The 15,230-nt window shown below is 45.2% G+C and carries 14 protein-coding genes; all 14 read right to left on the bottom strand.

Annotated features, from left to right (window positions below; translation table 11 throughout):
- Positions 1-24: 24 nt before the first annotated feature.
- The 14 genes from ABE547_RS09425 to ABE547_RS09360 all read right to left on the bottom strand — a co-directional run bounded on the left by ABE547_RS09425 (position 25) and on the right by ABE547_RS09360 (position 15,101).
- On the bottom strand, positions 25-828 hold the full coding sequence (locus ABE547_RS09425; RefSeq protein ID WP_347378529.1) for a M15 family metallopeptidase: 804 nt from the start codon (positions 826-828) through the stop codon (positions 25-27).
- A gap of 22 nt (positions 829-850) precedes the next feature.
- Positions 851-1,681, bottom strand: coding sequence for a zinc-ribbon domain-containing protein (locus tag ABE547_RS09420; RefSeq protein WP_347378528.1), 831 nt, complete (start codon positions 1,679-1,681; stop codon positions 851-853).
- A gap of 23 nt (positions 1,682-1,704) precedes the next feature.
- On the bottom strand, positions 1,705-2,202 hold the full coding sequence (locus ABE547_RS09415) for a hypothetical protein (protein WP_347378527.1): 498 nt from the start codon (positions 2,200-2,202) through the stop codon (positions 1,705-1,707).
- A gap of 27 nt (positions 2,203-2,229) precedes the next feature.
- On the bottom strand, positions 2,230-2,481 hold the full coding sequence (locus ABE547_RS09410) for a hypothetical protein (protein ID WP_347378526.1): 252 nt from the start codon (positions 2,479-2,481) through the stop codon (positions 2,230-2,232).
- 1 nt (position 2,482) lies between these two features.
- Entirely contained in the window at positions 2,483-3,670 is a 1,188-nt protein-coding gene (locus tag ABE547_RS09405; RefSeq protein WP_347378525.1) for a toxin glutamine deamidase domain-containing protein, read from the bottom strand.
- Positions 3,671-3,781: 111 nt separating this feature from the next.
- On the bottom strand, positions 3,782-5,359 hold the full coding sequence (locus tag ABE547_RS09400) for an AAA family ATPase (RefSeq protein WP_347378524.1): 1,578 nt from the start codon (positions 5,357-5,359) through the stop codon (positions 3,782-3,784).
- Positions 5,360-5,375: 16 nt separating this feature from the next.
- Positions 5,376-5,840, bottom strand: a complete 465-nt coding sequence (locus ABE547_RS09395) for a hypothetical protein (protein ID WP_347378523.1) — start codon at positions 5,838-5,840, stop codon at positions 5,376-5,378.
- The gene (locus tag ABE547_RS09390) at positions 5,840-6,421 is read right to left on the bottom strand and encodes a zinc-ribbon domain-containing protein (protein WP_347378522.1); all 582 of its coding nucleotides are present in this window, start codon (positions 6,419-6,421) and stop codon (positions 5,840-5,842) included. Before ABE547_RS09390 ends, ABE547_RS09395 begins: the two co-directional genes overlap by 1 nt.
- Before the next feature lie 11 nt (positions 6,422-6,432).
- Positions 6,433-7,803, bottom strand: coding sequence for a hypothetical protein (locus tag ABE547_RS09385; RefSeq protein WP_347378521.1), 1,371 nt, complete (start codon positions 7,801-7,803; stop codon positions 6,433-6,435).
- A 174-nt stretch (positions 7,804-7,977) separates the two neighbouring features.
- A complete protein-coding gene (locus ABE547_RS09380; RefSeq protein WP_347378520.1) occupies positions 7,978-8,160 on the bottom strand; it encodes a hypothetical protein in 183 nt (60 codons plus the stop codon).
- 2 nt (positions 8,161-8,162) lie between these two features.
- Positions 8,163-10,841 (bottom strand): DUF87 domain-containing protein, encoded by a 2,679-nt coding sequence (locus ABE547_RS09375; RefSeq protein WP_347378519.1) that lies wholly within the window; start codon positions 10,839-10,841, stop codon positions 8,163-8,165.
- Between the two features lie 21 nt (positions 10,842-10,862).
- Entirely contained in the window at positions 10,863-11,777 is a 915-nt protein-coding gene (locus ABE547_RS09370) for a DUF5336 domain-containing protein (protein ID WP_347378518.1), read from the bottom strand.
- A gap of 224 nt (positions 11,778-12,001) precedes the next feature.
- Positions 12,002-14,245, bottom strand: a complete 2,244-nt coding sequence (locus ABE547_RS09365; protein ID WP_347378517.1) for an excinuclease ABC subunit UvrA — start codon at positions 14,243-14,245, stop codon at positions 12,002-12,004.
- Entirely contained in the window at positions 14,235-15,101 is an 867-nt protein-coding gene (locus ABE547_RS09360) for a MerR family transcriptional regulator (protein ID WP_347378516.1), read from the bottom strand. Before ABE547_RS09360 ends, ABE547_RS09365 begins: the two co-directional genes overlap by 11 nt.
- Positions 15,102-15,230 lie beyond the last annotated feature (129 nt).

The raw sequence follows: 15,230 nt of genomic DNA, 5'->3' as shown, positions 1-15,230 counted from the left end.
TTTCATTCCTCCTCATTCCTCTGATTATTCCGGACAGAAAACTTCTTCTACCGGATAATCTTCCTCATCCGTATAATGCCACCATTCTCCTGCATATGGCCGAAACCCGTTTTCTGTCATTAAACGTTCCAGTTCCTGTGCGTTTTTCGCCGCATCCAAACCACAATCACTATAGTCGCGATCCGCCCTGGCTGAAAAATCATCAAATCCGGAGGGCATCGGAATCTCTTCTCCATTGTCTCTTACAATTGTAATATCAACAGTATTTCCTCTGCTGTGCGAAGAATATCCCTGATTCGGATTCGCCACATATGTAGCATTCGGACAGATATTCCACAGGGTAAACTGTGCCGATACCGGTCGGAATGCATCCCATATTTTCAATGAAAATCCTCCCTGCTTCAGCTGTTCCTGCACCTGCATCAGCTTTTTCACTGTCCCAAAGCGGAGATATGCATCCGAAAAATCATAGATCTTTTGCCCTGTAAAGTTATCTGTTGTTGCATACTTCAATTCTACAAAAATATCCGGCAGATACACTTTTACATTGACAAATGTCTCATCTGGCACCTGCATATCCGGCTCATCGTCAGCATTATTTTCTTCTGTTTCTCCTGTTTCCTCTGATTCATCATTCCCGGTTTCTGATTCTTTTTCCTGCTGCTCTTTTTCCTGCTGCTCTTCTTCCGGATCCGAATGCTCCAGATCCTGAGTTGCCTCCACATTGCTCTTATCCTCTTCACCGGAATGCGAACAGCCGCTGATTCCTGCTGCAAACGCCAGAATCAGGAGCAGAACACTTATTCTGAATAATATACGTTTATACATTCCCATCATCTATCCCGCAATCTTAGAAAAACTGAATTTCTGATATGACGGTATCCGAATATTTCGTTCCCGGATATACAGATACGATCATAAGCGAAATCGAACCGGTTACCATTTCTCTGCTGAAATGAATCTCCTGCATGCCATTGATATCCTGAAGCGCACAGTCTTCTGTAGTTCCATCCGTATATATGACACGAAGCACTGACGGTCTGGAATTCTTACTGTAAAGATCCGCACTTTTCTGATATCCGGCATTAATTCTCATTCCACTGACCCTGCAGTTCGCATCAAAGCATATGGTAATTGTCTCAGACTCTCCCTGTCCGGATGCCCCTTCCACCCAGGCTGTAGAAAGACTGCCATCCATCACACGTTCCGGGCTGTGCGTCATATTGTATTCAGCGAGAGAAGAGGACGCAGTAATGCTGGTTACATGAACTTCGCTCACGGATGGATAAGCCGGAACGGCCGCGGAACTTTCATTCGCGGTTGTATCCTGATCTGATGATTCTGATACATCGGATGTATCTTCTTTTTCATTATCTTCTTCCTGTGACTCTTCTGTCTCTTCTTCTGTTTTTTCTGACTTTTCTTCCTTCTTCTCTTCTTCTGCGGAAGCCTGATATTTTTCATCAGTATCATTCTGACGCATATTTTTCACAATCAATCCGGCAGCTACTGCAATCACAAGCATCGCTGCCAGTATAATGATCTTGATCTTATCACTGTCTGTCCCCGACTTTATTACGGATTTTTCAGGAGTCATATCCGGCTGATCTACCGGTGTCCCACAATTTGTACAGAATTTTGCATTATCATGTACTTCACACCCACAACTTTTACACTTCATTCTCTCACCTCAACTCTGTCTAATTAACAGGAAATCACAGATACCGTTCCATTGGAACTGATGGCCCTGCAACAGTCCACATATACTTCGATAAAATCATATCCTCCGCGCATTGCAATTCCCCTTGCCTTTTCCAACCCATTCGGCAATGTTTCTCCGGCTTTGTAGTGCTCAATAATACCGCCTGCTACATCCAGCGTATGGACTTCATACGGTCTTCCCAGATAGCAGATGGATACATAACCAAGAAGGATGCCCGACAGCTCAATCTCCGGAAATTCCTGACGGATCGTGTTAATAATGCTGTCAACCTTCGCCTGATTATGCACATGTCCGCCCGCATCCAACTTATGCATTGCATCCATGTATGCTTTGGAACGGGGCTGTCTTAAGAGTCTGTCCAATTTCATCTTATCAATCTGCTGTGTCTTCTGTTTCTGTTCCTGATTACAGGTTGCACTCAGAATACTGTTTGTCTGTGTCTCACTTTTCTGTGGTGTTCTTAATATTGGTCTTGGCATTCTTCATATCCTCCTATATCCTGTCATTTATTCCGTTTCTACCAATACAGCCTTTTTCAACAATTCAAAATTTTCTTTCGAAGGAAGGACAAAATCACTGATTTCCCCACGTTCCTTATCGATCGCAATTCCACTGTTTCCAATCTTTGCCATTCCCGGGCGACCTCCAAATGCGATCCAGCTCTTTTCTGCATCATAGAACTTTGTAATCTCCTGACTGCCATTTTCCAGATAATATCTTTTTGCAATCTCCAATGCTTCACTTTTTTCTACCATCATTCTAAACCCCTTTACAACACTCTGTTATTTTTTTCGAAGTTTTTGCATCATCGATCCGACAGTAAAGAGTACAGTTATCTTTGACATTATCAAAATACCATGATACATCCGATTCTCCGGTCTGCGGATCTGTAAAGTACGTCTTTCCATCCCTCTGTTCTGCAATAAATGTATGTCCGCCGTCTCCGACCTCCCACAGAACTACAACCTGGGCACGAGAGCCGTCACCCCACTCATTCATGGCGCTTTCAATATCCGCTTTTCCATCTCCGATCGTAGCCTGAATATCAGCGTCTTCCCATACTTCAAATGGATGGTAAGACAGATAATCATCCGCATCCGTACACGGAAGAGCTGTGACATCATAGCCTCGCTCCCTCATCTCATAAGTGGGAACGCATCTCTGACAGTTGGTTTGCCATTCTATACCGGACTCAAAATTCGGATTTGTTGCTTCCAGATTCTCCTGCGGAGACATCTCAACAGACATCCTTTTCCACTCTTGTGTGTTGTCATTTTCTTTAAGCGGCGGAAGCTCATAATCCGGGAACTCCTGCTTATGTAATCTTCGCCACTCCGGATCCTGAGAATAGGTCTCATAGTCTTCTCGCCCATAATTATGCGCATTCATATATTCTGTGAGATTCTCATAAGAAGTTTTTTCTTCCACAAGATCTTTTTTCGATTCCATTGACTGAATCTTTTCATCCAGTTCTTCCTTCTGTGCCTTGAGATCATTATACTCTTTCAGCGCTTCTTTGTACTCATCTGATCCAATTTCTTTTGACAGTACATCCTCAAACTTTCTATCCATCTCTTCGCTCATCTTCTTTTGTTCGAGCAAAGCATTCTCAAGTCTCTCTTCCGGCAGTTCTTCTGTTTCTTTCGATATCTCTTCTGTTTCTTTCGCTACCTCTTCTGTTTCTTTTGTCTCATCCGGCACTTTTTTCTCTGTCTCCCCGGCAATTTCTTCATTTTTAGCGCAGTCACTGAAGTCCTCTTCTTCCATCTCCTGAATCTCAGATTGTTTTCCAATGGTTCCTTCTTTCAATTCACAGTCTTCAAAACTTTCATCCATTTCCCCGGTTTCAGATACGCTTTCAATATTCACCGTGGTTTCCTGTACTTCACTGTGCCCTTCTCCTCCTTCCGCAGAGGAATGGCCACCGGTTTCCATATTCCCTGACATCACTTTCTCCTATCATTCCATAATTACCCCTGAAATCTCCTGTTACATATAAAGCAGACGCGGATGCCCTTCTGTATGACAGATAGTCCTCCGCGTCTGTGACATGATCAGCTATACTAATACTTTTCGTGTCTTTGGTCCGCTCTTCTTAAGGGCAATCTGCTCTCCACCAATCGGTTTTCCGGAAGCCGGCACGGCTCTTTCTTTTCCCCAATCTCTGATAGACTCAATCTTTTCAGGACTTGTCTGTGAAAGCGGCACAACATTATTGAATGCATTGATGATATTCTCTGCACTCATAACAAAATTATCATTTGCAATAGATCTATATGCCAGGTCTCTGACCGTTGACTCAAGGTCAGCACCTGTAAATCCATCACTCAGTTCTACAATCTTATCCGCAAACTCTCCACTGAATTCGAGATTCAGATATTTACGCATATACAAGGCCAGAATATCTTTTCTTTCCTCTGCTGTCGGCAGATCAACAAAGAACAGTTCATCAAAACGGCCTCGTCTCAGGAGCTCTGATGGGAGCATAGATACATCATTTGCAGTTGCAACCACAAACACCTGTTTTTTACACTCCTGCATCCAGAACAGGAACTGTCCTACCATTCTGGTCGATACACCGCCGTCACCTGAACCTCCCGTGGCTCCAGACAGACCTTTTTCAATCTCGTCAATCCAGAGAATACACGGAGATACATTTTCCGCAGTCGTCAATGCATCCTTCAGCTGCTGCTCGGACTGTCCCACATAGCTTCCCTGAACTGTCGCAAAATCCAGTCGGTATAATGGAAGTTTCCAATTCGCAGAAATCGACTTCGCAGAAAGAGATTTTCCACAGCCCGGAACACCAACCAACAGAATTCCCCGCGGCGGCTGAAGGCCTTTGGAACGGAGCTCGTCTCTCTTTTCCGGAGTCAGAAGCTCTTTTTTCTCATCCAGCCATTTTCGAAGTCCGGCCAGACCTCCGACATCCTTGACACTCTCATCCACATCAATTTTTTCAAGTCCTGAGATATCAGAAAACAATCTGTCCTTCGCATAACGGATCTCATCCATATCAGACTTGCGGATGCACTTATTCGCAATCAGTGCTGCAATTACATTTTCCGCTTCAATACGAGTCACGCCTGCCAGTGTGGATGCAGCCTCCCGAATATCTGTATTGTCCCACTCAATCGGAATCTCATTTCGGTAATCATCAATATACTCTTTGATAATAGCGTACATCTCATCTTCGTTCGGCAGATCAATCTTGATTGTCATGCCCTGGCGCTGCAGCTGATTCCATACAGAATTATTCGTCAGTACAATTACCATTCCGCCGGATTCATTTGCCAGATTTACCAGTGCCAGTATCTGTTTTGAATCACTGTTTTCCGTACTGAGATCAGGCACCTCTGTCAAGACAATCGTGAGGTACTGCTTTCTCTTCATCTGCTCTGTCATAAAGTCAATTGCGCCATATACAGACTTGTCATCACACAAAGATTTATCCGTTGAAATATCATATACACCTTTCGTCAGCGTATGTGCATAGAATGGAAGCTGCAGTTCATCTGCAATCTCTTTTAACGCATCGAGTGTACGACCAGGCTCAATCGTATTGATAGAGATGAACGGAATTCGTGCAATCGAATATCTTTTCAGCAATTCCTTACTTTTATTAATATCGCTCATTTCACTCTTCTCCTTTTCAGATCGCATTCACCTTGTGATTTTTCACAATACTGAGCAGCTTTCCACTTCTGTCATACTTGCGCTGATTATCCAGTGCGGACTGTTCCAGCTGCTCCTGCCTTTCATTGACATAATCAACTACTAACTGTACATACTGCTGTCTGTCCTTTTCCGGCAGTACCGGCAGATTAATGGCTCTTGCCAGAAAAGCATATTCTTTTCTGGCAGCAAGTAATGCCTGAACGAGTGCGCCTTCGCTCCATCCTGCTCGCTGCATATCTTTATTCAACTTATCTGTTGCATGATTCAGCCTGTCATTTACGGCATCGATCAAACGCTTCACAAACCGGTCTGCAACTCCTGCCTGCCATTCGATCGTGCCATTCTGCATCGCTTCCAGAACTTCAAAATCATCTGTCCTGGCTTTGAAGATTTCAAGTACATTTACCCATTCTGCATATGTATGTGGTGCCGGTATCATTATCTCTTCTTCCTCCTGACCATAACCTGTGGAGGTACCATATCCCAATCCGGAAGTCCTTTTGCAAATACGCTCTCCGGTTCCTGATATACCACATCCCGTTTTATTTCTGTCTTTTTCACCGGCTCAAATGCAGGTGCCGGTTCCACCTTTTTCACCGGCTCAAATGCAGGTGCCGGTTCCACCTTTTTCACCGGCTCAAATGCAGGTGCCGGTTCCACCTTTTTCACCGGCTCAAATGCAGGTGCCGGTTCCACCTTCTTCACCGGCTCAAATGCAGGTGCCGGTTCTACCTTTTTCACCGGCTCAAATGCAGGTGTCGGTTCTACTTTCTTCACCGGCTCAAATGCAGGTGCCGGTTCTACCTTTTTCACCGGCTCAAATGCAGGTGCCGGTTCTACTTTCTTCACCGGTTCAAATGCAGGTGTTGCTTCCGGCTTTGGCTCTTCCGGTTTCACCAGACGTGTACCGCAAGCTTCACAGAACTTGGAATCCGGTTCATTCAATTTCTGACAGTTCGGGCATGGTATCATTCCTCCCGCAACTGAATTTATAAAATCCGCTTTTGATCTTGCATTCATCGTCTTCCCCCCTACATCTTGATTCTTCTGTTAGTCTCAGCAAGTTTACGTACATACTGATCCGGAGATATCTGCTCCAGGAAATCAACTACCTTCTGGCTTTCTGCATCCTTTGCAGCAAACTCGGCTCTGAAATCAACCACTTCTGCGAGCGTCGCCCGTATCAGCTGTGAACCATTCGTACGTTTCTGTTCATACTGTGCCTCAATACTCTGACGATTTGCTTCAATCTTCTTTTTCTTGGAGAAATGATTCAGTACCAGCCCTGCTCCTGCAATCAACGCGATCAGTCCCAGAAATACGCTTCCGGCAATAAACATGAACACACCAATTGCGGCAACGGCTGCTCCTGCGTACAGGCTGTATGTATCAAATGCAGACATCACACACTGTGCAAGTGCATTTGCTTTTTCATTGTCTACAAGGGTATTAAACTTGTAGATCAGCTCTGCTTCATTCTGTCCGTCTGTTGTCTTATCATTAAATGTATCAATATTGATCTCGATCTCATTCGGAATCTTCATGCGATTCTGAGCAATGACATCATTATAGGCATTACTTACCCATTCCTTTGACAGCGCAAGTGCAAATTTCTGCGTAGAAACGCTGGAATGAGAGCTCTCCGGCTTCATTGCCGCATCAGTCAGCAACTGGGTAAAGTCTTTATGCGTTTCAAATGCGGTCTGTTCTATTGCCATATTCTGTTTTGCTCTGTTTTCATCTCCGCCAAAATCAACTACAAACTGTTCGAATTTTTCTTCTTTTCGCAGCGGCAATTCTTCGTCATCAAAATCCGTCACCAGACTGTTCAGGATCTCATCCAGCTGCTCTTTAATGGAATCCGTAGATGCTTCCTGTGTAAAGATATTGGTAAAGTAATCCAGCATCTTGGCATGAAGATTGGCTCCTTCCAGAATATCCTCCAATACCGGCCATGTCTTACTGTACTTCTTCAGGTATACATAAGAATTGGTATCGATTGGCTCACGCTTGGCATTAATAGCGTCTGACCACTGTGCTGTCTGATTTTCAAAAAAGCCCGGTTTTTCGGAAAGATGTTCCATCCAGTCTCCGATCTGTCTGGAGATCACACCCTCAGAATCTGCTCCCAGAAGTCCGCCGGCATATGCATCCAGGACAATGATTGCTTTTCTGTCAAGATCTTCTTCATCCTGATTTTCCAGATAACGCTGTGTCCACTTCAGGCATGCCTGTTTCCGATCCGCTCTTCTGCAGATCAGGGCAAAAAACAGAGACGTCTTTTCATCATTACGTTTAATCCCTTCTTTCAATGCCTTTTCTGCCAGTTCCGGCTGGTCATTGATCCATGCGGCAAGTGCAACCAGACAAGGTGCAAGCCAGTATCCCGGTGTGGAGATCATGATTTCCTCAGTAGCACTGCTGATCGTATCTTTCTTTACAATTCCAAGGTCATCAGCCTGAAGGATACCTGTCGTTGTTCTTCTGACGATATCATAATGACCATATTTCTTCTCCAGTTCCTGACGAATCTTTACCAGACGGGTTTCTGCCTGTCCCAGTCTGTTCGCCCGAACCTATACATTTACAAAGTCGTGGAATTCAGCAGCAAGACTGCCGATCTCATCATACACGACTTTCACGTCATTTCTTACTCCTCCGATCTCCGAATCCAGAGTCTGAAGATCTCTGTGGATCGCTCCCAGATTATTCTCAATTGCCCTCAGGTCGGCCGGTCGAATTGATGTAACTTCTGCCATACTTAATCCCTCCTCATAGTGTGTATATATCTTAAATAGTCAGCCAGGATTTTCTGCCGCTGCCCATCATTAAGATCTCTTCTCTTCTGCAGAATATACCCGATACAGCATCTGCTGACAAAATCATTTTCCCGATTCAGTCCCTGCATCAGACCTGCATTTAAAAACATGTTCAGAACAGCCGGATGATAGCTTCTGGCCGCCCACTTTTCCAATACTTTTTCTGTATCTACTCTGCTGTCAATATAGGTTTTGACCCTTTCATAATACCTGCATCGGTGTTCACAGAACGTACAGCCCATATGATGTTCCGTAACCACATCATATCCACTGGCGATATCCTGTACACGCCTTTGCACTTCCCGGATTACCTCCTGACGATTCTTCTCGTAAAATGACTGCACCAGCGGTAGCTTTACGCATTTGGGCTTATTGTCTCCTTCCGCATATACTGCTGCATATCCTCTTCTCAGGGAGCTCAGATACTCAATCTGTTCCGGATTCATGTTCATCGCCCGTCCCATGGCCTCTCTGTCCTCAAGAGCGACTGTACGGTGCACGATCTTCAGATTCGTATTTTTTATCGTATCCGGTGCGATCTTTGTCGGAATCTGATCCGCGATAATGATTCCCTGTCCAAAGGTTCGGATCTCTGCAAGCAGATTACAGAAAAACTCCACCGACTTCGCCCTGGTATTGCCTCCTTCACCGCCTTCCGATACATTTTTCAGAAGACGATGTGCTTCTTCTATCATCAGAATATGTGACAGATCTTTACTGCCCTTCGTCATAAGCGATTTGCGGTATTCATACAGCTGCACCAGCAGGATGCCGATCACAAAGGATTTTGTCTCGTCATCTCCCAGATCCTCCAGTTCCATGACGACCGGTCTTGACAACAGTTCCCGGATCGGAACCGACTTGTGTGTATTCATCATGGCACCCTTGCCGCCGATCATCAGCGAATATACCCGGGCCTGAAGTGCTGCCTTTACATTAGACTGTACTTCCTGATAATACCCCATATTGTCTACCACTACGGCGATCTTATTATAGAGATCCGTAAGTGTCGGATACTCGGTAAGTCCATACAGGTTCCGGTTTTCTACGATATCCCATCCCCTGTCGCTGTAGATCTCGTACACCGCCTTTTCCAGCACATACGGCATCGGCGGATACAGATCAAACGCCGCTTTAAATGTCGACAACAGATAATCTATATGTGTCTGCAGTGAGATCCCCGGATTCGTCTCAAATGGGTTAATGCGATATCTGACAGACGTATCTGTCGCTTCGGCTCCCAGTGTGAATACCAGCAGATCCTCAAATCCTTTCAGATTGCGAAGTTCCCAGTACTCCCGTTTTGCAGATTCAATTACCATAAAAGGAACCCTGTTTTGCCGTTCCCCGGCATTCCACAGTGTATTCAGAATCGACTTGGAGGTATTGGTCTTTCCTCCTCCGGTGATTCCAATGATCAGAGCATGCCTTGTAAAATCATTTTTCTCGATACAATATTTATTCTCTACAGACAGACTGCTGTTACGTCCGGCCATGCTGATATCTCCGATCTCAACCGGGCACTGCATGCTCCCTTTTGTCCTGTCTGCCACATCAAATTCCACGTATTCATCTATGTAATATCCCGGAAATTCTTTTGTCGGCAGCTGACATAAGGTTGCAAGCTGATCACTGTTCAGCAGCGTCTGGAATTTATAGATATAAAGTGTGATATCCTGCTGGAATCCGTCTCTGTGCCATCTTCCCAGCGGATGAAGGTCCTGATTCTCGATCAGATCCGCCATCATATAGGTATTGGATATCACGTCTCTGATCGAATTGTATTCTATCACGCGAAATGGTTCCGGTCTGGACTCTTCCCCGGAAAAGCTTGCCTTAATGATATTTCCGAGCCGTATCGCATCCAGCTGATTATCCGACGCATAATAACCATTCATTCTCCACATTCCTCTTGAGATACCATCCTTCAGATATCCTTCCAGGATCTCAAGATTCTCAAAATAATTTTTACTGTGAAAGTCCTGCTTCTGTGCCGTCAGATTGCCCTGTGCTCCTCCGGAAACCGTCTGATTGATCAACGAAAAGACCTGTTCCATCTCTTCGAGAATCCTCTCATGCCCAAAAGTCACAGCGATATTACTGATTCCGGAAGCCAGTATGATATAAGAGAACTTCCTGCCAAGCATTCCCCGGCAGATATTCTCTATCTGAAAGCTCTTTTTCTCTGCATTCGCCTTATCCGTCGGAATTCCCGTAAATAGTCCTCCGTATTCTCTCGGACAGCTCCGAAGCGGATTATCTCTGACATATTCCATATCAATTCCCGGGTATTCCGATTCGTAGGAAGATTTCAGGCTGTCCAGCAGCACCTTCATCGTACCGATATAGATGTTAATCCCTTCTCCGTCTCCTATGACAGCATATGCAAATGGAACTCCGTGTCTGACACAGCTGTTCAGTATATCTCCCACCATCAGTCCTGTATTCAGATTCTCTTCACAGGTCCAGAATCTTGTAATTCCGCAGATCTTCAGAAACTGCATGTTCCGACATTCTTCATATCCGTCTGAACGAAAATTACCATTGGGAATCATATCCAGTTCTTTTCTGCATACTGCAATATTTTTTTCCGAAGAAGTATAACCATACTGTACGTTCATAATACCATGCCTCGTCTTACGTTATTTTTTCCTTGTAAAGAAAATGCCAAAAAGAACAGCCAGAATCTTAAGGATGAACGGAAGACCGGTCAGACATAATACGATAATAACGGCCCATACAATTCCACCTGTGCCAAATGCAGTAGAAATGCAGAATAACAGACCGAAAACAATAAGAGTGATGACCCACGCTACAGCGGCCGGAATCGTACGGTCCGGGCGGATCGTCGTTCCACTCGCTTTATTCTTGATCATCTTTGCGACCACATTATTGTTGGAATCTCTGTATCCATATACTTCTACATCATTATTTTCAGCAACTGCACCGGAATTCACTTTTCCATACACAATCACCTGATCACAGGCATTTCCCAGTGCATTCAAAGCACTTCCGCTGTAATCCGGGAACACCTGAAACATTGTGATATCATCATCCAGCGATATCGGGATTCCGGAGAACAGTGCCCGGAACCATTTTCCGATAAAAGACTTCTTCTGTGTATCCACCGATATGTTCTTCGTAATTCCGCTGCATATCGGCTGATTTCCTTTGGAAGCTGCCTTTCCCGCATGTGCTCCTCCTGTCTTCGTATTTCCCGGATCCACCGTCGTCTGTCCCTGTGAGGAAACAGGCACCTGTCCCGCCTGATATACCTTCACCTGATCATCTGCCTCCGGAACAATACTGTTCCCATACGGATCCGTATTCACAAGGGATCCACCGCCGCCAAGAAGAACTTTTCTTGTTCTTCCGCTTCCGGTACCATAACCACTTTCTCTATCATTGCGAGGCTCTGCATAATCAAGAACAACCTTCCTGGTACTGTTATTCTGCATCGCAGATGCATAAGGATCCTGCCCGATCGCACATAATTCACACACATCGCCTTCGTGTTCTACATCATTTACTCCACATATCCTACATTTACAAGCCATAAAATCCTCCCTCTAAACCTCGACAACATCTTATTAAATTCTACAAAATTCGAACATATTTGTCAATGAATCCCTTTATTTTGCTGATCTGACTAATCCCTTTATTTTGCTGATCTGACTAATGTAGATCAATGTTACCTGTATAAAACCGCAAAAAGCCTGCGAACAGCTGAAAACAAAAAAGAGTCTTCAGACTGTCAGCAGGCGATGTCTTTTGCGTCATTTTATGATTTTGCAAGATATTTTGCCGTAATGGTATGTCCGCTACTCAGCATCTCGAGAGGTGATCCTGTAAATACGACTTCCCCTCCGTGTGTTCCTCCATCCGGTCCTATGTCAATGATATAATCCGCCATCTTCATGACATCTGTATTGTGCTCAATGACGATTACTGTGTTCCCTCGTCGAATCAGGGATTCGAACAATTCCATCAGTTTCCGGATATCAGAGGCATGAAGTCCCGTAGTTGGCTCATCCAGCACATAGATGTGCCCCTTGCCCCTCAATTCTTTTGCAAGCTTCACTCTCTGACGCTCTCCGCCGCTTAAGGTTGATAACGGCTGTCCGAGTGACAGATAAGGCAGTCCCACCTCCAGAAGTGCCTCCAGATGCTTTCTGATCTTCCTATTCTCCCGAAAGAATTCTGCCGCATCTTCTACACTCATATCCAGCACTTCCACAATACTTTTTCCCTGATACTTACACTGCAGTGCCTCCTCACTGTAACGCTTTCCACCGCAGCTTTCACAGACAGTGGTTACCGGATCCATGAATACCAGTTCTGTGGTGATGGTTCCTCGTCCTTTACAGACCGGACAGGCACCTCGACTGTTGAAGGAAAATAGTCCCGCATCAGCATTGCAGGCCTTTGCATATACCTTGCGTATTTCATCAAAGAATCCCAGATAGGTGCAGGCAGTCGAACGACCCGTTGCTGTGATTGCGCTCTGATCCACCAGCACCACACGATCCTGATACTCCTTTGCAAACACATCCCGGATCAGAGATGATTTCCCCGATCCCGCAACCCCTGTCACAACGGTAAGCACACCAAGCGGAATATCTACATCCACATGCTTCAGATTATGGACTGCGGCATCTCTTACCTGCAGCCACCCGGTCGGCTTTTTCGGCACTTCCTTAACCGGAATCATTTCTTTCATCGCATCACCGGTTCTGGTACCGGACAAAAGCAGATTCTCGTAACTTCCCTGAAACAGGATCTCTCCGCCGCCCTTTCCCGCAAGCGGTCCCACATCAATCACCTGATCCGCAATGCGGATGATATCCCGGTCATGCTCCACCACCAGAACCGTATTGCCCTTGTCTCTGAGACTTTCGAGCAAACGGATCATCCTGTGAACATCTCTCGGATGCATTCCCGTGCTCGGCTCATCGAAGATATAGATCATCCCCGTCAGCGAACTTCCCATATAACGTACCAGTTTCAGTCTCTGTGCTTCTCCTCCTGACAGTGTGGAGGATTCCCGGTTCATGCTGAGGTAGGGCAGACCGATGTCTATCATACGTCCCAACGCTTCTGTCAATGATTGTACTATAGACTGTGCTCTAGGATCCGTGATCTTCTTAAGTTCCTCATACAGCCTTGAAAATTCCATCTCACACATATCCATGATGTTATATCCATGAATGCGGCAGGACAAAGCTTCCGGATTCAGTCTCGCTCCTTTGCAGTCCGGACATACGATCTCATCCATATATTGATTAATCTTCTTCAGTGTATGGTCACTTTGTTCCTCCGGCCCTTTCATCAGACAGAGTCGTTTAAACTGGTTATATACACCTTCTATTTTCTTGTCCAGCCTTTCCCCACCTTTGATACGACTTCCATACAGGAGAATATTCTGTTCCTCTTCCGACAGATCCTTCCATCTCTTATGAATGTCAAACAGATCCGGTCTCCGGTACAGCTTCCAGTAATATTTTCCCGGTCCAAAGGCAGGAAGATGAAAGATTCCTTCCTCGTACGTCTTTTCTTCATCGATCAGCTTATGAATATCCAGTTCCATGATCTTTCCGATCCCCGCGCAGGTTTTACACATTCCGTTCGGATTATTAAAGGAAAAATAAGATGCCGGTCCGATATGTGGTTCCCCGATCCGGGAAAAAAGAAGCCGCAAAGAAGCATACATATCACTGATGGTTCCCACGGTAGACCGGGCGTTTCCGCCCAGTCTGCTCTGATCGATCACAACAGAAGGATTCAGATTGTCAATATATTCCACATTTGGCTTTTCGTATTTGGGAAGTCTCCCCCTGATCCAGGCGGTATATGTCTCGTTCATCTGACGCTGACTCTCTGCAGCAATCGTATCAAATACGATACTCGACTTTCCGGAACCGGACACACCGGTAAATACAACAATCTGATTCTTCGGTATTTCCAGCGATATGTTCTTCAGATTGTTCTGCTTCAGTCCTCTGATTATGATTCGATCAGTCTTCATCTGTTCCTCCTGCTCTCTTAACCGGAATCTGTATCTCGGAAAGCCATTCCTCTTCCGTATCTTTATTCCAGACGCCGTCAATATATTTTTCCCGGATATCTCCGCAGATCTCATATCCATTTTCTTCAATATACCGCAATACAGCTGCATAAGATCGTGAAAACTCGTTGTAAGATCCCCTGTGGTAGATACAGGCAGCCTCGATCTCCGGCAGTTCCTTAAACTTCACATCATCCGTATCTTCCTTTTTCTCTGTTACCGCCTGACACACTTCGATCAGGATCTGTTCTTCCTGATACCCCGGTTCCAGATATCTTGTAAAACAATACTCCGGAAGTGCACATTCACATCCCAGTTCTTCCATTCTCGCTCCAAGCGACGGCATCAGATCAAACAGTGCATCATACGTTTTCACTCTTTCCTGCATACCTGCAACTACAACAGAAGGAACGGTCCGGATCAGAACCGGCGACTGAAGTCCTTCCTCTCCTCCGGACAGATATCCGTCTATCATGGCCATCTGCATGGTCAGTTCTGCAATCTTGGACATAATCTCTGCTTTTTTTCGGTGCAGAAAAGAAACCGAATCAGGGCTGTCGTTCAATCTGCGGATATCTTCAATGGTAAAACCAGCCTGCTTCCATGCCGTGATCCGATGCAGGACTGCCATCTGATCCATCGTATAGTAGCGGTATCCGTTTTCTTTATCCACACTGGCCGGAAGAAGCAGTCCCTGCTCTTCATAAAAGCGCAGGGTTTTAATCGTGACATGGTTCATCTGTGCAAACATACCGATCCTGTACAGATAACTGCTTTCTTTCTCTGGAAAACATGAGTGCTCTTTCTTCATTTTCATGATTCATTCTCCTTCATTTCTATATTATCTGGAGTCATTGTACAGCCTCCCCATAAGGGGAGAGTCAAGAGCTTTTTTCACTTTTTGTTATCAGCTGATCATTTCCGTTGTGGTTCCTGTATAATCTCA

Source organism: Dorea sp. YH-dor226, from assembly GCF_039832105.1.
Lineage (GTDB): Bacteria > Bacillota > Clostridia > Lachnospirales > Lachnospiraceae > Dorea_A.
This window is presented reverse-complemented; position numbering and strand designations above follow the sequence as displayed.